17 protein-coding genes are annotated in these 17,682 nt (G+C 70.2%); 13 read left to right on the top strand and 4 right to left on the bottom strand.

Annotation, left to right across the window (positions count from 1 at the left end; translation table 11 throughout):
- Positions 1 to 114: 114 nt before the first annotated feature.
- Genes AC6EUL_RS00245 through AC6EUL_RS00230 form a run of 4 tightly spaced genes read left to right on the top strand, consistent with a single transcriptional unit; the run spans position 115 to position 5,043 of the window.
- Positions 115 to 1,272, top strand: coding sequence for a molybdopterin-binding protein (locus tag AC6EUL_RS00245; protein ID WP_499868163.1), 1,158 nt, complete (start codon positions 115 to 117; stop codon positions 1,270 to 1,272).
- An 8-nt stretch (positions 1,273 to 1,280) separates the two neighbouring features.
- Positions 1,281 to 3,260, top strand: coding sequence for a molybdopterin biosynthesis protein (locus AC6EUL_RS00240; protein WP_499868161.1), 1,980 nt, complete (start codon positions 1,281 to 1,283; stop codon positions 3,258 to 3,260).
- Positions 3,257 to 3,802, top strand: a complete 546-nt coding sequence (gene mobB, locus AC6EUL_RS00235) for a molybdopterin-guanine dinucleotide biosynthesis protein B (protein ID WP_499868159.1) — start codon at positions 3,257 to 3,259, stop codon at positions 3,800 to 3,802. Before AC6EUL_RS00240 ends, mobB begins: the two co-directional genes overlap by 4 nt.
- Positions 3,790 to 5,043 carry a molybdopterin molybdotransferase MoeA gene (locus tag AC6EUL_RS00230; RefSeq protein WP_499868157.1) on the top strand — a complete coding sequence of 418 codons (1,254 nt, stop codon included), beginning with the start codon at positions 3,790 to 3,792 and terminating at the stop codon, positions 5,041 to 5,043. Before mobB ends, AC6EUL_RS00230 begins: the two co-directional genes overlap by 13 nt.
- On the opposite strand, the gene AC6EUL_RS00225 is transcribed toward AC6EUL_RS00230, so the two are convergent.
- The gene (locus AC6EUL_RS00225; protein ID WP_499868155.1) at positions 5,019 to 6,011 is read right to left on the bottom strand and encodes a substrate-binding domain-containing protein; all 993 of its coding nucleotides are present in this window, start codon (positions 6,009 to 6,011) and stop codon (positions 5,019 to 5,021) included. The two genes, AC6EUL_RS00230 and AC6EUL_RS00225, sit on opposite strands and share 25 nt — an antisense overlap.
- A 73-nt stretch (positions 6,012 to 6,084) precedes the next feature.
- Here AC6EUL_RS00225 and AC6EUL_RS00220 point away from each other — a divergent pair, with 73 nt between their 5' ends.
- From AC6EUL_RS00220 to AC6EUL_RS00200, 5 genes are all read left to right on the top strand, one after another.
- Positions 6,085 to 6,780, top strand: a complete 696-nt coding sequence (locus AC6EUL_RS00220) for an ABC transporter permease (protein WP_499868153.1) — start codon at positions 6,085 to 6,087, stop codon at positions 6,778 to 6,780.
- Positions 6,781 to 6,784: 4 nt separating this feature from the next.
- Entirely contained in the window at positions 6,785 to 7,501 is a 717-nt protein-coding gene (locus AC6EUL_RS00215; RefSeq protein ID WP_499868151.1) for an ABC transporter ATP-binding protein, read from the top strand.
- A complete protein-coding gene (locus AC6EUL_RS00210) occupies positions 7,474 to 8,298 on the top strand; it encodes an ABC transporter substrate-binding protein (RefSeq protein ID WP_056353467.1) in 825 nt (274 codons plus the stop codon). The genes AC6EUL_RS00215 and AC6EUL_RS00210 overlap by 28 nt, the downstream gene beginning before the upstream one ends.
- A 264-nt stretch (positions 8,299 to 8,562) precedes the next feature.
- Entirely contained in the window at positions 8,563 to 9,333 is a 771-nt protein-coding gene (locus AC6EUL_RS00205; protein WP_056490440.1) for a polysaccharide lyase family protein, read from the top strand.
- Between the two features lie 142 nt (positions 9,334 to 9,475).
- Entirely contained in the window at positions 9,476 to 9,823 is a 348-nt protein-coding gene (locus tag AC6EUL_RS00200) for a hypothetical protein (protein WP_056219241.1), read from the top strand.
- Positions 9,824 to 10,024: 201 nt separating this feature from the next.
- On the opposite strand, the gene AC6EUL_RS00195 is transcribed toward AC6EUL_RS00200, so the two are convergent.
- Both AC6EUL_RS00195 and AC6EUL_RS00190 read right to left on the bottom strand, forming a co-directional pair.
- Positions 10,025 to 10,270 carry a hypothetical protein gene (locus AC6EUL_RS00195; protein ID WP_244472742.1) on the bottom strand — a complete coding sequence of 82 codons (246 nt, stop codon included), beginning with the start codon at positions 10,268 to 10,270 and terminating at the stop codon, positions 10,025 to 10,027.
- A gap of 14 nt (positions 10,271 to 10,284) precedes the next feature.
- Complete coding sequence (locus AC6EUL_RS00190; protein WP_499868147.1) at positions 10,285 to 10,932, bottom strand: PRC-barrel domain-containing protein; 648 nt, start codon at positions 10,930 to 10,932, stop codon at positions 10,285 to 10,287.
- Between the two features lie 152 nt (positions 10,933 to 11,084).
- On the opposite strand from AC6EUL_RS00190, the gene AC6EUL_RS00185 reads away from it, so the two are divergent.
- The 3 genes from AC6EUL_RS00185 to AC6EUL_RS00175 all read left to right on the top strand — a co-directional run bounded on the left by AC6EUL_RS00185 (position 11,085) and on the right by AC6EUL_RS00175 (position 13,710).
- Entirely contained in the window at positions 11,085 to 12,473 is a 1,389-nt protein-coding gene (locus AC6EUL_RS00185) for a Wadjet anti-phage system protein JetA family protein (protein ID WP_056383105.1), read from the top strand.
- Between the two features lie 204 nt (positions 12,474 to 12,677).
- Positions 12,678 to 12,947: a hypothetical protein gene (locus tag AC6EUL_RS00180; protein ID WP_056219253.1), complete on the top strand. Its 270-nt coding sequence runs from the start codon at positions 12,678 to 12,680 to the stop codon at positions 12,945 to 12,947.
- Between the two features lie 127 nt (positions 12,948 to 13,074).
- Positions 13,075 to 13,710, top strand: coding sequence for a DUF4194 domain-containing protein (locus tag AC6EUL_RS00175; RefSeq protein ID WP_056219257.1), 636 nt, complete (start codon positions 13,075 to 13,077; stop codon positions 13,708 to 13,710).
- A 4-nt stretch (positions 13,711 to 13,714) separates the two neighbouring features.
- Here AC6EUL_RS00175 and AC6EUL_RS00170 read toward each other — a convergent pair whose 3' ends face one another.
- Positions 13,715 to 13,843, bottom strand: coding sequence for a hypothetical protein (locus tag AC6EUL_RS00170; protein ID WP_274534743.1), 129 nt, complete (start codon positions 13,841 to 13,843; stop codon positions 13,715 to 13,717).
- Positions 13,844 to 14,222: 379 nt separating this feature from the next.
- Here AC6EUL_RS00170 and AC6EUL_RS00165 point away from each other — a divergent pair, with 379 nt between their 5' ends.
- A complete protein-coding gene (locus tag AC6EUL_RS00165; RefSeq protein WP_499868142.1) occupies positions 14,223 to 17,678 on the top strand; it encodes an SbcC/MukB-like Walker B domain-containing protein in 3,456 nt (1,151 codons plus the stop codon).
- The last annotated feature ends 4 nt before the right edge of the window (positions 17,679 to 17,682 follow it).

Below are 17,682 nucleotides of genomic sequence, written 5' to 3'. Positions count from 1 at the left end.
CGCAAATTTAGACGATCCGCCAGAGAGATGTCGCTGCATGGAGACGGGACCCGGTGACGCGGGAGACCCGGGGGGCGCTTGATCATCGCTCGGCGATGGCGCATCGCTCGACGCATGATCGCATCCGACCGCAGCGCCCTCGAACCGGAGGCCGGCTCGCCCGCAGCGGCACCCGGTCCGCGCCGGACCGCATCCTCGGCCCTCATGCCACTGACGCAGGCCGTTCGTCTCTTGACGGAGCGCCTTGTCCCGGTCGCACCGGAGGCGGTGCCGCTCGCCGAGGGCCTCGGCGGGACCGGCGCCGTCGATTGCCATGCGCCGCGGGCCATTCCGGAATTTGCGACGGCCCTGCGGGACGGTTGGGCCGTGCGCGGCGCGGACGTCGTCGGCGCCTCGCCCTTCGCGCCGATTCTCGTCGTGGGCCGCCCGCCCTGGGTCGAGGCCGGCGCGCGGTTGCCGGAGGATGCCGACACGATCCTGCCCCCCGAAGCCATCGAGGGATCGTCCATCGTGGCCGATGTCCCGATGGGGGAGGGCGTGCGTACGGCCGGTGCCGAAGCCTCGCCCGGCACCCTGCTCCTCGCCACCGGTCAGCGGGTGACGGCCCTGCACCGGCTTGCCCTACAGGCGGCCGGCTTCGCGAGTCTCGCCCTACGCCGTCCCCGTCTGACCCTGATCGTCGCGGGAGCGCCCGAGGCCGACACCCTCTCCCCCCTCCTGGCGCATTGGATCACCGCGGCGGGCGCGTTGGTGGCCAACATCGTGGCCGCCAACTCTCCGGACGCGATCGCGGATGTGCTCAGAACACAGGACGGTGACGCCGTTCTGACGATCGGCGGGACGGGCTTCGGACACAACGACCACGCCTCCGCCGGACTGGCCCTGGCTGGAACGGTGCGGGCGCATGGCATCGCCCTCCAGCCGGGGGACACCGCGGGCTTCGGCGACGTGGGAGGACGGCCTGTCATTCTGCTGCCGGGGCGCCCCGACGCGGCGCTCGGCGCCTTCGTCGCCCTCGCGCGCCCGCTGATCGCGAGTCTGTCCGGAGCTCGGGCTCCGGCGGGAAGCGGCGCACCGCTTCTGGGCAAGATCGCCTCCACCATCGGCATGAGCGAGATCGTCTTCGCCCGCCGGATGCCTGACGGCCTTCTGCCGCTGGGCGGCAGCGATCTTGCGCTGGCCAGCTTGATCCACGCCGATGCGGCGATCCTCGTCGGACCGGAATCGGAAGGATATCCGGCCGGCCGCGTCGTCCCGGGGCTCGCGCTGTGAGCGACGCCGTGCCCACCGACACCGCCGCGGAAGACGCCTTCCTGGACCGGCTGGCGCAGGCCGCGCGCCAGGAGCAATTCCTCACGGTGGTCAGCCGGGAAGAGGCCCTCGCGCGCTTCCGCTCGGCGGTGCCGCACGCGGCCCTCGCGGCCGAGACCGTGTCCCTCGTCGACGCACTCGGGCGCGTCCTGGCCCACGACGTCGCCTCACCCATCGACGTGCCGCCCTTCGATCGCGCCCTCGTGGACGGTTTCGCCCTGCGCGCTGCGGATACCGAGGGCGCGGACGAGGCGCGGCCGCGGCGCCTGATCCTGAACCGCGAGATCCTCGCCTGTGGGGTCGCGCCGGTCATGGCCGTGGCCACCGGCACCGCGACGCCGATCGCCACCGGCGGAGTCGTCCCGCGCGGCGCCGATGCCGTCGTGATGGTCGAACAGACCGAGTTCCGCCCCGACAGCCTCGCGATCGACCTCGTCCGTCCGGCCCGGCCGGGCCAGTTCATCGGCTATGCCGGGGCCGACATGGCCTCGGGCGAGACGGTCCTGCGCAAGGGAATGCCGATCACCGCGCGCGAGATCGGCATGCTGGCCGCCTGCGGCCTCGCCGCCATCGACGTCGTCCGCCGGCCCCGGGTCGCGATTCTCTCGACCGGCGACGAACTGGTGGCGCCGGGCCAGGCGATGAAGCCCGGGGCGATCTACGATTCCAACGGGCCGATCGTGGCCGCGACCGTCAGCGAGAATGGCGGCACCGTTTGGCCACTCGGTATCGTTCGCGACGACGAGGCCGCCCTGGATGCGGCCCTCCGCACCGCCATCGCCGACAGCGACATCGTCGTCCTGTCGGGGGGGACCTCGAAGGGGGCCGGCGACGTCTCGCACCGCATCCTTCAGCGCCTCGGCGAACCCGGCATCCTCGTGCACGGGGTCGCCCTGAAACCTGGGAAGCCCCTCTGCCTCGCGGTCGCGGGACAGACGCCCGTGGTCGTCCTGCCGGGCTTTCCGACGTCGGCGATGTTCACGTTCCACGACGTCGTGGTGCCGCTGGTGCGGGCGATGGCCGGCCTGGCGCCGCGGGAGGACACCTTTGTCCCGGCGATCCTGCCTCAGCGCGTGCCCTCCGAGCGCGGGCGCACGGAATTCGTGATGACCGCCCTGGCCGAGACGGAGGGCGGCCTGCGCGCCCTGCCGCTGCCCAAGGGATCCGGCTCGGTGACGGCCTTCTCGCAGGCCGACGGCTTCTTCGCGGTTCCCGCCGCCCGGGCCGGCCTGGAGGCCGGGGAAACCGTGTCGGTCACCCGGCTCGGTGCCGGCGTCCGACCGCCGGATCTGACGATCATCGGCAGTCACTGCGTCGGACTCGACCGTGTGATCGGGCGACTCGCGGAGCACGGACTTCGTGCACGGCCCATCTGGGTCGGCTCGGCCGGGGGGCTCGCCGCCCTGGCCCGGGGGGAGTGCGACCTCGCCGCGATGCATCTCCTCGACACCGAGACGGGCATCTACAACCGGCCGTTCCTCGGGCCCGGACTGGAGTTGGCCGAAGGCTGGGGACGCCTGCAGGGCGTTGTCTTCAAGCCCGGCCATCCCCTGTTCGAGGGCTGCTTGCCGGACGAGGCTGTCGCCGCGGCCTTGGCCGAACCTGAGATCGTGATGGTCAACCGGAATACCGGCTCGGGCACCCGCGCCCTGGTCGACGGCCTCCTGAAGGGCGCCCGTCCGCCCGGGTTCTGGAACCAGCCGCGCTCGCACAACGCCGTGGCGGCGGCAGTGGCCCAGGGGCGGGCCGATTGGGGCGTCGCCATCGCCACCGTGGCGCGGGCCTACGGCCTCGGTTTCCTGCCGCTCGCCGATGAGCGCTACGATTTCGCCTACCGCGCCGAGCACCGCGAACGGCCGGCACTCGCCGCCTTCCTCGCCTGCCTGCGCGATCCCGAGACCCGCGCCCTCCTCAGCGAAGCCGGGTTCTCGCCCGCGGAGGCGCCGTGAATCCCGCCCGGGTCATCGGCCTCGCAGGCTGGAGCGGCGCGGGCAAGACCACGCTCCTATCCCGGCTGATCCCGCTGCTGGCGGCGCGCGGCGTGAAGGTCGCGACGATCAAGCACGCGCACCACGCCTTCGACGTCGATCATCCCGGCAAGGATTCCTACGTCCACCGCGAGGCCGGGGCGTCAGAGGTCATCGTGTCGTCGTCGCGGCGCTGGGTCCAGGTTCACGAGATCGGCGCCGAGCGGGAAGCGCGGCTCGGCGAGCTCCTGCGCCGGCTCTCGCCCTGCGATCTTGTCATCGTCGAGGGCTTCAAGCGCGACGCGCATGCCAAGCTCGAGGTCCACCGCGCCGCCAACGGCAAGCCGCCGATCTACCCCAACGATCCCCGGATCGTGGCGGTTGCGAGCGACCAGCCCTTCACGGATGCTCCGGTGCCGGTCGTCGATCTCGACGCCATCGCACGAATCGCCGACCTCGTCCTCGCCCTGTCGGAACCGCTGGAGACGGCGCTGGCGCACCTGGAGGGGCCATGGCCCAGCTGACCGACGACTGCTTCGCGTTCGGCGGTGCGCTGATGCGCATCGAGGACGCCGTGGCGCTGATCGGCGAGCGCCTGCCGATCCTGGCCGGGACCGAGTGGCTGCCGCTCGGGCTGGCCGATGGACGCGTGGCGGCCGAGCCCGTCCTGGCGCTCCATGACGTGCCTCCATTCCCGAATTCCGCCGTCGACGGCTACGCGATCCGCCACGGTGACCTCAGCCTGGAGGGCGAGACGCGGCTCCCGGTCCGCGGTCGGCTCCCTGCGGGGACGGCCGCGGAGGAAATCTCGGGCGCTGGCGGCGCGATCCGGATCTTCACCGGGGCTCCGATGCCGCCCGGGGCCGACACGGTGTTCATGCAGGAGGACGTGCGCCGCGAGGGCGACGTCGTCGTGCTGCCCCCCGGGCTGAAACGCGGCGCCAACGCTCGAGACGCCGGTGAGGACATCGCCCGCGGGGCCTGCGCGATCCCGGCTGGGCGGCGCCTGCGGCCACAGGATCTCGCCCTCGCGGCCGCTTCCGGCCATGACCGAATCGCCGTGCGCACGCGCCTGCGGGTCGCCCTGTTCTCCACCGGCGACGAACTTACAGAGCCGGGCGCGCCGCTTCCCTCCGGCGCGATCCACGATTCGAACCGCGTGATGCTCTCGACCCTGCTCGCCCGCCTCGGAGCCGAGGTCGCGGATCTCGGCATCCTGCGCGATGAACCCGATGCCCTCGCGGCGCGCCTGCGGCAAGCGGCCCGGGATCATGACCTGATCCTGACCTCGGGCGGTGTCTCCACCGGTGAGGAAGACCACGTGAAGGCCGCCGTCGAGGCGGTCGGCGCGCTGATGTTCTGGCGCCTTGCGATCAAGCCCGGCCGTCCGGTCGCGATGGGCGTTGTCGACGGTACGCCGTTCGTCGGGCTGCCGGGCAATCCCGGTGCCGTCTACGTCACGCTCCTGTTCGTGGTGCGCCCACTCCTCGCGCGCCTGGGCGGCGCAAACGACGTTGCACCCCTCGGCCAGCCCGTCCGGGCCGCCTTCGCCTATCGCAAGAAGGCGGGCCGGCGCGAATTCGTCCGCGTCAGCGTCGCCCTCGGGCCCGATGCCGTCCTGGAGGCCGTGAAGTACCCCCGCGAAGGTGCCGGTGTGCTCTCGTCGCTGACGGAGAGCGACGGCCTCGTCGAACTCGACGAAACGGTGACGGCCGTGGCCGCGGGCGACATCCTCACCTTCTATCCGCACGCCGTGCTCTGGTAGCCGAGGGTGACGGACGCCGCTCGTCCGGCGGCCTCCGTCAATTGCGTTAACAACGTCTCGTCAACGGTGGTGCGGGCGGCCAGGAAGTAGGTTTCCCAGCCCAGTGACTGGAAAGCGAGGCCGAAGCGCTCGGCGATCGCGGGTGTCCCCATGCCGACATCCGCGGTGCCGGTGGCGATGAGCGCGGCGACGGCCTGATGGGTGAATTCCTCGGTCTGCGACCCCCGGATCGCGCGGCTCTCCAGACCGGCCTCGGCGCAGAGACGTTCGAACCAGATGCGCGTCCCGGCACCCCGCTGGCGGTTCACGAAGCGCAGGTCCAGGCGGGCGATGTCGCGGACGCCGGTGACCCCGTGCGGGTTGCCGGGTGGAAGCATCAGGCCCTGCTGACGCCGGAACAACGGCCGGACGCGGAGGTCCGGATCGCGGAACACGGCACCGAAGGGATCCGGGGCCGGACCTTCGGAGCCGTAGTGGAAGCCCGCCGCATCCGCGCTCCCGGTACGAAGATGCGACAGGGCGTCGAGGCTTCCGGCGATCGCGAGCTCGACGTTTGCCCGGGCTTCGACGACACCCAGAAGCAGCGGATCGTGGCTCGCCGCGAGCCTCAGGGGGGGCAATTGACGGGCCTCCAGCCCGCGCAAGGCCTCCGTCATCCGGTCCGCCTCGGCGGCGAGAAGGGGGCCGAGCCGATCGTACATCCCTGACAGCGTCGCGTGGAGCGTACGGCCATACGGTGTGAGCACCGTGCCGTGCCCCTTGGTCTTGATCGCCACCGGCTGTCCGAGGGCGGCTTCGAGGTCCGAGACCCGGCTCCAGGCCGAACGATAGGAAATTCCGAGTCTTCGCGCGGCGACGAGCAGCGAGGTGGAGGTGGAAAGCGCGTGCAGCAGGGCGAAGGTCGGCCGCAGCGCGAGACCGTTCCAATCGCCATCGGCCTGCAGCGTGAGAGGCGTCGATACGCGCATCGGCAAAGTCTTTCCTATTGATCTTTCCCGCTCCCCCGTATCATCCCGCGAGGCCCCGTGCAGCCCGGTGACGATGCTTCAGACCTTTCAGGAGACGATCTCGCGTCTGGCGACCCTCGACCGCGATGTCCTCGTGATCGCGTGGCTTTCCCTGCGTGTCAGCCTCACCGCCGTGGGCATCGGGCTCGGCATCGGGATCCCGGTGGGGGCCCTTCTGGCGGTCGCCATGTTTCCGGGGCGATCGGTCCTGGTCGGGCTGCTGAACGCCTTCATGGGGCTCCCCCCGGTGATCGTCGGGTTGGTGCTCTACCTCGTGCTGTCGCGCTCCGGCCCGCTGGGGTCGCTCGGTCTCCTGTTTACCCCGGGCGCGATGGTGGCTGCCCAGGCCGTACTGGCGACGCCTCTCGTCGCGGCGCTCACTCGGCAGGTGGTCGCCGATGCTGAGGCGCATCTCGGTGAGCAACTGCGTTCGCTCGGATTGTCGGCCCCGCGCCGGGCGCTCGCGCTGATCCACGATACGCGCTTCTCCCTCGTGACGACGGCCCTGGCCGCCTTCGGGCGCGCGATCTCGGAGATCGGCGCCGTCCTCGTGGTCGGGGGCAACATCGATGGTCACACCCGCACGATGACCACGGCGATCTCTCTGGAGACCCAGAAGGGCGACCTCAGTCTGGCGCTCGCGCTGGGGCTGGTGCTGATCGGGCTCGTCATCCTGATCAACGCGTTGGCGGCGAGCCTGCGCGCCCACGCCGCGCGCGCCTACGGCTGAGCCGATGCCCGCGATCGAACTCAGCGACCTCGCGCTCGCCCGGAACGGCACCACTATCCTGGATGGCCTGAGCGCCGGGATTTCCGCCGCCGGCATCACGGCGCTGATCGGGCCGAACGGCGCCGGCAAGAGCGCCACGCTGCGCGTCATCGACGGCCTGCTCGCACCCGATGCCGGGTCGGTGCGGATCGTCGGCGCCGGCCCTGTGCGGCGCGCCTTCGTCTTCCAGCGCCCGGCTCTCCTGCGGGCCAGCGCGCTCGCCAATGTCGCCCTCGCGCTGACGCCCCTGGGCCTGTCGCGGACCGAGCGGACGCGGCGCGCCCACGCTGCCCTGGCGCGCGTCGGCCTCGGCGACCGGGCTTCGGCGCCGGCGACCCGCCTCTCCGGCGGCGAGCAGCAGCGCCTCGCCCTCGCGCGGGCCTGGGCGGTCGAACCCGATCTCCTCCTCGCCGACGAGCCGACCGCCAATCTCGATCCAGGCGCCACCGAACTCGTCGAGGGCCTGATCGCCGAGATCGCCCGGCAGGGCACGAAGGTGGTGCTCGTCTCCCACAATCTTGGACAGGTCACGCGGCTCGCCGCCGACGTCGTCGTGCTCGCCCGAGGGCGGGCCGTCGAGCAGGGTCCGACCCGCTCGCTTCTCACCTCGCCCCGGGCCCCCGAAACGCGGGCCTACATCACCGGAGAACTTCCTTGGACATCCTTCGCCGCGGCCTCCTGACCTTCGGCCTCCTGTTCGCGCTCGGTGCCGCATCCGGCGTCCGAGCCGAACCGGCTTCCATCGTCGTTGCCTCCACCACGTCCACCGAGCAATCGGGCCTGTTCAAGCACCTGCTGCCGCTCTTCGAGGCGAAGTCCGGCATCGCCGTGAAGGTCGTGGCCCTCGGCACCGGACAGGCCCTCGACGCGGCCCGCCGGGGCGATGCCGACGTGGTTCTGGTGCATGATCGCCCGGCCGAGGAGAAGTTCCTGGCCGAGGGCTTCGCCACGAAGCGCTGGGACGTGATGTACAACGACTTCGTCCTGATCGGACCGAAATCCGACCCGGCCGGTGTCCGTGGGGGCGACGCGGTCGCGGCTTTCGGCAAGCTCGCGGTGGCCAAGGCTCCGTTCGTCTCGCGCGGCGACCGGTCCGGCACCCACAGTGCGGAGTTGCGGACCTGGAAGGAAGCCGGCGTCGATCTCGCGGACATCAAGGGCGACTGGTACCGCGACATCGGCCAGGGCATGGGACCGGCCCTCAACACCGCTTCGGCCCTGAACGCTTACCTCCTGGCCGACCGCGGGACCTGGCTCGCGTTCAAGAATCGCGGCGATCTCACCATTCTCGTCGAGGGCGACAAGCGCCTGTTCAATCCCTATGGGGTGATGCTGGTGAACCCGGCCAAGCATCCGAACGTGAAGGCGAAGGAGGGCCAAGCCTTCATCGACTGGCTGATCTCACAAGAGGGGCAGGCGGCGATCGCGAGCTACAAGATCGAGGGCAAGGAGCTGTTCTTCCCCAACGCGAGCAAGTAGGGCCGAAGCTTTCGTACGGGGAAGCCGGATCATCGGGGAAAGCGTCGGGTCGAGCTGCCCTCCGGGCGGGGCAATCGTTCATGGATCTTTTCTTCGAGACGGGTGACGCCGGCTCCCGCAAGCCTGCCGGCTGCGGCGATGCGCGACGAGAATGCGTCGCGCAGGGTGCGCGCCCTGACACCGATCGGGATGCGATGCGGGCATGCGGACGGCGCCACGTCGAGTGCCTTGCCGCCATCTCGCTCCAGGGCCTATCGGTGAATCATGACCGAGTTCATCGAGCACACCGACGGCGAGGAGATCCTGGAAGACGGTCACGGGGTCCGGTTCATCCTGCCGGCATGGCGGTTCGACCTCCCTGTCACCCGAGGGGCGTGCAGGGACGAGTTGTCTGATGGCCGAAGGGTGCGAACCTTCAGCATCCAGAAGGGTGACCTTTCCGCGAATGAGGCGCGTCATTACGCGGGCCGGCTGCGGGACGCGCCGGCCCGGGCGATGGCGGTCTTCGACGCAAGTCGACGCGATGTTCATCCACCCGGAAAAACGATGCGGGCCAGTTTCACGATCAACGTTCTCCCGGGCCTGCTGATGACGCACGATTGGTGCATCGTCAGCCAATACAACGCACGCCCGAGCCCGGGCGAGCGCTGGCGAAATCCGCCCTTCTCGATCGGGGTCAGGCCGCAGGCCCCTCACGCTCGAGAGGAAGTCCTCTACGTCGATCTCGCCACCTTCCCCACGGCCGGATCTCAGGAACAAGGCCGTCACGTCGATCTGGGACCGGAGGCCGTCGTCCCGTTGCAGCGGGATCGCTCCTATGCGGTCGCCATTGACTTCGCGGATGGGGCCGGCGGCGAGGGCCTGCTGAAGGTGAGAGTCGATGACAAGCTCATCGTCGATTACGCCGGCCCGACGGGCTACGCCAACTTCGCCGGGTGCTTCTTCGCCTACGGCCTCTACCGCTCGCCGTGGTGCCCCGGGTGTGAGGGCCTGAGCGCGCGCTTCGTGGACGTCGTGGAAGGCGTCGCTGAGTAGTCGCTGGACCCGCCGCTCGTACGAACGACGAGTCCTCCGGGCCGCACCTCGTCACGCCTGCGGTCCGAACGGTGCCGCAGGACGGTTTCCCGAATCGATCTGCCGGGCAATCCTGCGATTGCCCGGCGCTCTCATCTAATCAGTGCCGATCGCGACGGACGACGGCGGCGCCGTGATCGGCCCTGGCACGATCTCGGTTCACGGCACTCCGACCGACAGCCGCAGCGTGATTGTCTCTGCGCAGACCTGCCCCGTCCTGGTTGACGGCCGCCTGATCCCGCGCGATGGCGGCTCGGTCTCCGCGCCGTTCGTCTCGGCGCAAGACTGCGCCATCATGATATTCCCTGGCCCGGTCCGTCCCGACGGACCTGCGATCATCGGCGCTCGATTGCTCAGCGCGGTTCAGATCGCGGCGCTCCGCAGCCGCTCGCCCGTTGTCGCGGCGCTGAATCGCTGCGTCAGACTGCGCAAGGGCCGGCAGCACCGCTGAGGCTGAGAGAAAAAGTGATAAGGTGGCGAGGGTGAATTTGGATTGGGTCATGTGGTGAACCTCGTCCGATTTCTGAGCCCCTCGGGCCCGGCTGAATGGGCAGAGCATCTGCGTCGTGAGCTGTCGGTTCGATGAACGCCGTTGCCCTCTCGTGGAAACGGCGTTCACGAATTGCCGATCGGATCGACGGGCGTTGTGCTCTCAGCGGATGTTTCCCGATTGCCGGCGCCGGGCGACGTACCAGACTGCCAGCGCGACGACCGCGATGGCGAGGCTCAGCCAGATCCAGTTGAAATCCGTCGCCGCCGCGTTGGCGGCGGCGGAATTCGAGCCGGCGGGTCCCGTCTCCGGGATCGGTGGGGCCGGATTGGTCTGCTGAGCGAGCGCACTTCCGAGCGTTGCCGTCCACAGGAAGGCACTCGTGGTGAGAGTTCGGGTCATCGTCATCGTGGTCTCCACGGCTACTTGTCGGCCTGGCGGGCCGCTCCGTACTGGAAGGCCGGCGCCGCGTTGAGCTGTGCCTTGGTCATGCGGATCTCGGCCTCGACGGGCACACCGCCGGCCAGCACCGTGGCGCGATCGGCGGGCGCCTTCCGGTTTTCGTCGACCGTGCCGGTGGTCGCCGTGACCTGATCGGTGTGCTTGTTCTGGACGGCGCCCAGGACCTCGCGCGTCGTGTCGGCCCCCGGCATGGTCTCGGGCTGTACGCGGGCTGCGGCCTCGGTGCTGGGCTTCGTCTCGGGCGTGACCACCGAGGTCGGCCCACGCGTGAGGGGAACGTCCTTCATGTTCCACGCGAGCGAGTCGAAGGGAATTGCCACCAGCTTCTCGCCGATTCCGAGGAAGCCGCCGACGCCGATCACCACCGCCTCGACCTTCCCGGCGTCGCCGATGAGAACGTCCTCGATCGATCCGACCCGCACATGGTCCATGCCCACCACCGGAAGGCCGATCATCTTGGATCCCCGCATCGCCCCCGGCTGCGGCTGGGCGAACCCGGCGCCGGTTCCGTCCGAGGCCGGTTGTGCATGGACCGGCCCCCCGGACGCCAGCGGCAGAGCGAGAACGGACAGGGCGAGGAGCAGGGTGCTCCGGCGGCGGACAGACATCGCAAACTCCACGAAAACAACTGGCTTCGCAGAACGCGAACGACCGGTGGACAACGCGCGGTTCACGTCCTGAGTTCAGGGCGATCCGCGCGCCACCCCTCCGGCGATTTGACTCTCCGCGCCGGGCAGGGCTGATCTCTGCCGGCTTCGCCATGCTGTTCACACACCTCTCCGACGACCTGTTCAAGCCGCTCGCCTCGCCGAGCCGGGCCTTCAATGCGGCGCTCCTGCTGCACCTGCACGGTCGGGTCTTCGGGGACACCGCCGAACCCCTGCGCAAGAGCGAACTTCTGACGGCGATCGGTGACTTCGCCGCCGATTTCGTGGACCGGGAGATCGACGACGACGCCTCCGGCACGGTGGAACCGAGCGAGCGCCGCTCGGTCGTCTATCGCCGCCTTCTCGATGCCGGCTGGCTGGTGGAGCGGCGGGAGCGCTATGTTCCGGTGGTCGAGTTCGACCCCGAGGCCCGGATGGTCATCGAGGAACTGGCGCGGCTCGACAGGGGCGAGCGGCGCTCCTACGGCGGTGCCGTCCTCGACGTGCTGGGCAGCCTGGAAAGCGCGATCGCCAACCCCGCCGAGAGGTCCGAGGCCCTGGTCAACGCGGCCAAGTCGGCCCGTACCTTCCTCAGTCATCTGCGCAGCCTGGCTGGATCGATGCGCAAGAGCGAGGAGCGCATCCTGCGCGAGGCGGATCAGGGCGTCGCCCTGCGCCTCTACTTCGAGGAGTTCGTCGCGCGCCACCTCGTCAGCGATTACCGGACGCTGCACACCCGCTTCAATCCTTTTCGCTTCCGGTCGGGAATCGTGCGCGAGGCCGGCCGTGCCCTGCGCGATCCCCTAACCCTGCGCGCCCTGACCGATGCGGGTCTCCGGGAGGGGCGGGCGCCCGACCGGGAGACGGCCGAGCGCGCCGTCCGCGGCGATCTGGCCGAGATCCTGGCGATCTTCGAGGGTCTCGATCGCCACCTCGACGTGGTCGCCGACATCGTCGCCCGGCTCGAGCGCCGGATCGCCGCCACGCTGCGCTACCTGGACCATCGGGATTCCGACCGGATCGAGCGCACGGCCGCGGCCCTGCGCGCGGTGGCTGGTGGCGATGACGACCTCGCCGGCCTGCCCGATCCCCAGGTCTCGCTGTTCCGTCCCCCGATCGGCGAGCCGCATTGTTACGCACCGCGCCTGCGCCGGGCGGCGATCGAATCCGAGCCGTTGCCCGAGATCGAGATCGATCCCGTCATCGAAGCCTTCATCGCCGCCAAGGACGCGTTCCGGGAGCGCGTCGCGGTCACGCCCGAGCGGATCGTGGCCTTCATCGAGGCACGGCTCGGGCCGGAGCGCACCATCCGGGGCTCCCAGATCCGGATCGCCGACGTCGACGATTTCGTCGTGTTCCAGCGCCTGCGGGAGATCGACGTCCTGTTCGACGGGAGCCTGCGGGGCCGCTATCGGCTTTCGCGGATGGAGGGTCGGGTGTCGAATGGCTGGCTCGATTGCCCGGACTTCCTGCTGGAGCGGGCGCCGGCGCTGCGCCGCTAGATCCGGGGCCGTCCGTGTCCGGTCGCGGCTATGCTGCCTTCACGGCCGAATTCTCTGCGCGACGGCGTTCGTCGCGATCGGTTGAATTGATGATCCCGGTTTAATCCCGGGCCTTGGCAAAATACTGTGAGGGGTTCATGCTCCGCTGGATTTCATTCGCGCGATGCGACGCGAAATTCGAGAAGACTGCGGGAGCGTTCGTCCATGACCAGCGCCAAATGCCTGATCAAGTCCGCCTGGATTGCCGCGGAAGTCGGCCGGGAGCGCTGTGAGCGGGTCCTGGTGGTCGAGACCTACATTGCGGTCAGCCCGCTGGAGCCGAACTACGATCCGGCCCGCTACGAGGCGATCGTTTCCGAGGTCCAGCGCGTTCTCGCGGCGAATCCCTCGCTCGACCGCGCTTCGATCCTCAGCATGCACCGCGACACGGCCTGCCTCTCGCTCTTCCGTGCGACGCCGGCCGTCGCGGCCTGAGCGACATCGCGGAACTGGCGTCGCACTCTCGCGGACCCGCTCGCGGCCACCACCGTTGGCGCGCGTCGCCGCGAGGCGCTAGAGACACCGGCCGGCGCGGGCAGATCCCGCGACCGCGAGGCCAGCCATGCTCGAATCGTTTCGCGCCATCGTCGACGGTGAGGACTTGCCGCCGCCCGGAGCCCGCGCGCCTTCGGAAGAGGAGTTGACCCGGGCGCTTCAGGTCCTCCTGAAGAGCCAATGCGTCTATGCCGGAACACCGGGCATCGGGCGCTCGTATGAGCTCGCACGGCACTACGCGCCCTTCTTCCAAGCCTACTTCGCGTGCCTCGGCTACCAGTTCGACGTGATGCATCGCGATCAGATGGTGTGCCTGCGGGTTCCGCCCGAGGGCGTCCGTCACGATGCCCAGGCCGAGCGCCTGCGCAAGGACGAGACTCTGGTCTTGCTCGCCCTGCGTCTCGCCTACGAGGAAGGCCTGCGTGCCCACCGGGTGACCACCGAGGGTGTCGTGGAATGCACGACCGACGACATCGTCGAATCGATCCGCACCGCTACGCGTAGCGATCCGCCGGAAGAGGCTCGACTCACCGAGATCCTCCGTCTGTTCGCGCGCAAGGGGGCCCTGCGCCTGGGCGAACGCGACAAGGTCGAGAAGATCACACCCTTGATGGTGATGCCCGGGATCGCGGTGTTGTCGCCGGACGCCTGGATGGATCAGGTCCGAGCCTGGGGGGCTGCGCGCGGCGACGAGGAGGCGTGAGGTCTCAGGCGTCGATCCGCACGCGCTTGCCGAGGAAATCGAGGAGGCTGCGCATCCGCGGTGAGAGTCGATCGCCCACCGCGTCGAGGGCGTTCTTGTCCTCGCAATCCCCTGGCTTCCAGCCTTCGAGCATCGGTTCCGGTCGCCCGGCGGCGCGACCATCGCGGGATGCGCCCGGAACAGGCGCGATCGAGCGGTAACGACGATCCGCTCGGAGGACCGAACGGCGCCGGCCGATGTCCTGGACGCTGGGTTCTTCCGGGTCCACCGCCCCCTCTCGCTGAGTCAGCGCAACATCGCCTTGGAGGAGATTGCCGCATTAATCGCCTCCCTCGCCAGTCCCCACTCCGCAGCCACCCACGACGCGACGCGGCGCGGGGAGCGTGGGATCGTCCCGACTCTCGCCCAGCGGTGCCGCGTCCCCAGGCCGGCGGCCCCGCCGGCTTGCATCCCGGGCGCTCAGCGTTCATGCGAGGGGTGTCTTCTCGAACTCGGGATCGTCAGCGCCGGCCGTGTACCGCCTTACCGATATCGTCCTCTCGAACTGGTACCTGATCCGCCGCGAGCAAATTCGGATCCGGGGCGCGGCTGCGCTGGTGGGACCTACGGGGGCCGGCAAGTCGACCATCTTCGATGCGGTCGGCACGGTGCTGGCGGGCAACAATGCCAGCCGCCTCGCCCTCAACGCTTCGGCCTCGGGACGCAGCGCCCGGACCGTGCGGGATTACTGCCTCGGCTGGATCAGCGATCCGGCCGAGGGCGGACGCCCCACCCGTGAAGCCTGCGAGACACTGATCGTCCTGGTCTTCGAGAACGAGACCACGGGGCGCGTCGTCTCCGCCGGGCTCGCCCTGGCGGCCCGGGCGGAAGACAGCCGCGAGACGACCCTGTCCCGCTTCGTCCATGTCGGCCACCGCTTCGAGGTCGCCGACTACGTCCGTGAGACGCCGGGCGGAAGCTTCGTCGCGCCCTGGGCCGAGATCGCCAAGGACCTGCGCACCCGCGGGACCACCTTCGACGAGTACCGAGCGTCCGGCGAGCGCTTCACCGCCGAACTCCTCGGAACCCTTCGCGAGGGCGCAGCGGTGCCGGAGCCGCGCCACTTCCTGCGCACCTTCTCCAACGCCGTGGCGTTCAAGCCGATCTTCGATTCGTCGGCCTTCGTCCGGTCCTTCGTGCTCGAACCCGAGCCCCTGGACGTCGCCCGCATCCGGCAATCGGTGGAGACCTGGCGGCGCCTCCTCGAGACCATCGACGAGTTGGAGCGGCGCCTCGCCCACCTCGCCCGGATCGTCGGGCGCTACGAGACCTGGGCCGAGGCGAGCCTCGCCTCGGTTCTCGGAGACCTGCGCGCCGCTGATGCGGACCTGCGTCGGCGCATCATCGACACCGTGACCGCCCGCCAGACCCTCAAGGACGTCGCCGAGCGCCTGCGCATCGCGCGCGAGAGCGTCGCCACCAGCCAGGGCTTCGTGCGCGAAATCGACGGCGAGATCGCGGGTAAGAAGGCGCTGCTCGCCGGCACCGCCGCCGAGGGGCGCCTCGCCGCCTCGAATGCCGGCCTCGCCATGCTGGCCCGCGACCGGCGGGACCTGGCCGCCCGGGTCGCCGACCTGGTCGGAATCGTCCTCGACACCGGCAAGCTCGCGGTGATCGTCGGCACGATTCGCACGGTCTCGCCCGAAGCCGCCCGCCTGGTGGAGGCCTGCGCCCGATCGGGTCTTCGCCGCGAGGCCAATCCGGAAGAAACCCTGAGGTCGGACGGTCCGCTCGCCGCGTTGCTCGCCGGACTGGCTGGAATGCCCCCGATCGCCGCGCCCCTCGAGCGGGCGGCGGAGGACGCGGCGCTGCGCGCCCGCGCCCTCGAGAACGAGGCGCAGTCCCGCGCGCCGGCACCGAGCGCGGGGCGGGGGGCGGCGCCGCGTCTGTCCTCGGACGTGGCGGCGTTCCGCGAAGAGCTGTCCCGCCTCGGCATCGTGGCGACACCGATCTGCGAGCTGGCCGAGATCATCGATCCAAAATGGGGGCAGGCCCTCGAGGGCCTCCTTGGCGGCGCCCGCGAGGCGCTGGTCGTGCAACCGGACCGCCTCAACGAAGCGTTCGCGCATCTCGAAGCGCGCAAGAGCCAGTTCTACCGCTGTCTCCTCGTAAAGACGACCGATACGGCCCGGCGGCGCGGCGGGCGCGACGACGAGGGTCCGCTCGCACTGATCGAGACGGCCGATCCCCACGCGCAGGCCTTCCTCGGGGCGCGCCTCGGCGGCTACGATCTCGCCCCGAACGACGCGGCCCTCGCGCATATGAGCCGGGCCGTGGCCCCGAGCGGGCGCTCGACCTCGGGCATGGCTTATTCGGTGGTGCGCCCGGTCCAGCTCATGATGACCCGGGGCCACCGGGGTCCGACCGCAGAGAGCCGCCAGGATTGGGAGCAAGCGGTCTCCGAGGCGCGCCGGGCCCGGGCAGAGGCCGATGTCCTGCGGGAAGCGGCCCGGATCGGGGCCGCCCTCGCGCGCCGCCTGTCCGAAACGAACCTGGATCTCGCTGAATTGCGCGCCGAGGCGGACGCGATCGAGGGCCGACGCCGCAGCCTGACCACGGAGCGGGAGAGCGTCGAGCGGGCCGAGACCGGCGTCCTGGAGGCCGAGCTCGCGGAGCTCGCCAAGGAGCGTTCGGCCTATCTCACCGAGCTTGTCCAGGTGCTGGAGCCGAAGCGAGACCTGCTGCTGGGCGAGGAGGCCGGCCTGAAGGCCAAGGTTGCGGCGAGCCGCGAGGCCGCCCGTGCTGCGCTCCAGGCGCGCCGGACCGCGTATCAGCGCTGGGCAGGCGGCGACAGCATGCGCATCCGGCTCGTGCGTCCGGACGCCTTCGACCCGAAGGCGCTCGCGACGCTGCGTGCCGAGCGTGCGGATCTCGACGCCAAGGCGCTGGCGAGCCATGCCAATACCGGGCGTGCGCGAGCCCGTGAAGCGGCGGAGACGGCGCGAACGCAGGGCAGGGCGGCCGAGCGCGACCTCGCCGAGTACTGCGTGCAGTGGCGGGTGGAAAATCCGCTGGGGGCGGGCGACGTGCCGGCCTCCTTCGGCTACGGCTGGGCGAAGCGGGCCCATGACGAGGTGGCGAGCCACGAACTGCGGCGCTACCGGGACCAGGCGCGGCGGGCGGAGAGCGAGATGCGCCGCCTGATGATCGAAGACCTGTTGACTCGGCTCGCGGACAAGTTCGAGCGCGTACGCGCCCGGCTTGAGGCCCTCAACGAGCGCCTGTCGAGCCAGACCTTCACGGGGCAGACCTATGCCTTCGAGGCCGAGGTGGATCGGCGCTACGCCGCCGTCCATGCCCTGGCGACAGAGGTCGCCCGCTCGCCGGATGCGGCCCAGGCAATCCTGCCGGACGAGGGCGGCGCGATTCCTGATGGTCCGCTCGCGGCGGCGATCGACGAGATCACCGCCCTGATCGCCGGTGAGGAGAGCGCCGCGCGCCTCGCGGACTACCGGAACTACTTCGTCTACGAGATCGGTATGCGGGATCGGGCGGGAAACCGCACCACGATGTCGAACCGCGCGCTGCGAGGTTCGGGCGGCGAAGCGCAGGCGCCCTTCTACGTCGCCATCGCGGCGTCGCTCGCCTCGGCGTATTATCCGGGCGACCGACCCGGCGACGAGAACCCCGGCCTCGGCCTCTGCCTTCTCGACGAGGCGTTCTCCAAGCTCGACGTGCGCAACAGTCAGGCCCTGGTCGATCTCTATCAGGCGTGGGGGCTGCAACTGCTGATCGCGGCCCCGGAAGATAAGCGGACGACCTTGACCGAGGTGATGGATACCATCGTTACCGTCTACAAGAGCCCGGATCTCTCCTCCGTGCGAATCGAGGCCGAACACCCCCTGGAAGCTGCCAAGCGCGCCCTGGCGGCGATCAATCCCGAGCGCCAGGGCATCGAAGGCTTCCGGATCACCGACGCCGCCGAGTAGGGCG

It is taken from the genome of Methylobacterium sp. 001424705 (assembly GCF_059816145.1).
The sequence above is the reverse complement of the archived record's forward strand: the minus strand, read 5'-3'. Positions and strand labels throughout refer to the sequence as shown.

Bases quoted from the DNA above. Each gene is read 5' to 3' on its own strand.
- AC6EUL_RS00175 (WP_056219257.1), top strand. From the start codon at position 13,075: ATGCTCGAATCGTTTCGCGCCATCGTCGACGGTGAGGACTTGCCGCCG.
- AC6EUL_RS00225 (WP_499868155.1), bottom strand. From the start codon at position 6,011: ATGCGCGTATCGACGCCTCTCACGCTGCAGGCCGATGGCGATTGGAAC.
- AC6EUL_RS00185 (WP_056383105.1), top strand. From the start codon at position 11,085: ATGCTGTTCACACACCTCTCCGACGACCTGTTCAAGCCGCTCGCCTCG.
- AC6EUL_RS00230 (WP_499868157.1), top strand. From the start codon at position 3,790: ATGGCCCAGCTGACCGACGACTGCTTCGCGTTCGGCGGTGCGCTGATG.
- AC6EUL_RS00220 (WP_499868153.1), top strand. From the start codon at position 6,085: ATGCTTCAGACCTTTCAGGAGACGATCTCGCGTCTGGCGACCCTCGAC.
- AC6EUL_RS00170 (WP_274534743.1), bottom strand. From the start codon at position 13,843: ATGCTCGAAGGCTGGAAGCCAGGGGATTGCGAGGACAAGAACGCCCTC.
- AC6EUL_RS00180 (WP_056219253.1), top strand. From the start codon at position 12,678: ATGACCAGCGCCAAATGCCTGATCAAGTCCGCCTGGATTGCCGCGGAA.
- AC6EUL_RS00205 (WP_056490440.1), top strand. From the start codon at position 8,563: ATGACCGAGTTCATCGAGCACACCGACGGCGAGGAGATCCTGGAAGAC.
- AC6EUL_RS00245 (WP_499868163.1), top strand. From the start codon at position 115: ATGATCGCATCCGACCGCAGCGCCCTCGAACCGGAGGCCGGCTCGCCC.
- AC6EUL_RS00195 (WP_244472742.1), bottom strand. From the start codon at position 10,270: ATGACGATGACCCGAACTCTCACCACGAGTGCCTTCCTGTGGACGGCA.
- AC6EUL_RS00215 (WP_499868151.1), top strand. From the start codon at position 6,785: ATGCCCGCGATCGAACTCAGCGACCTCGCGCTCGCCCGGAACGGCACC.
- AC6EUL_RS00190 (WP_499868147.1), bottom strand. From the start codon at position 10,932: ATGTCTGTCCGCCGCCGGAGCACCCTGCTCCTCGCCCTGTCCGTTCTC.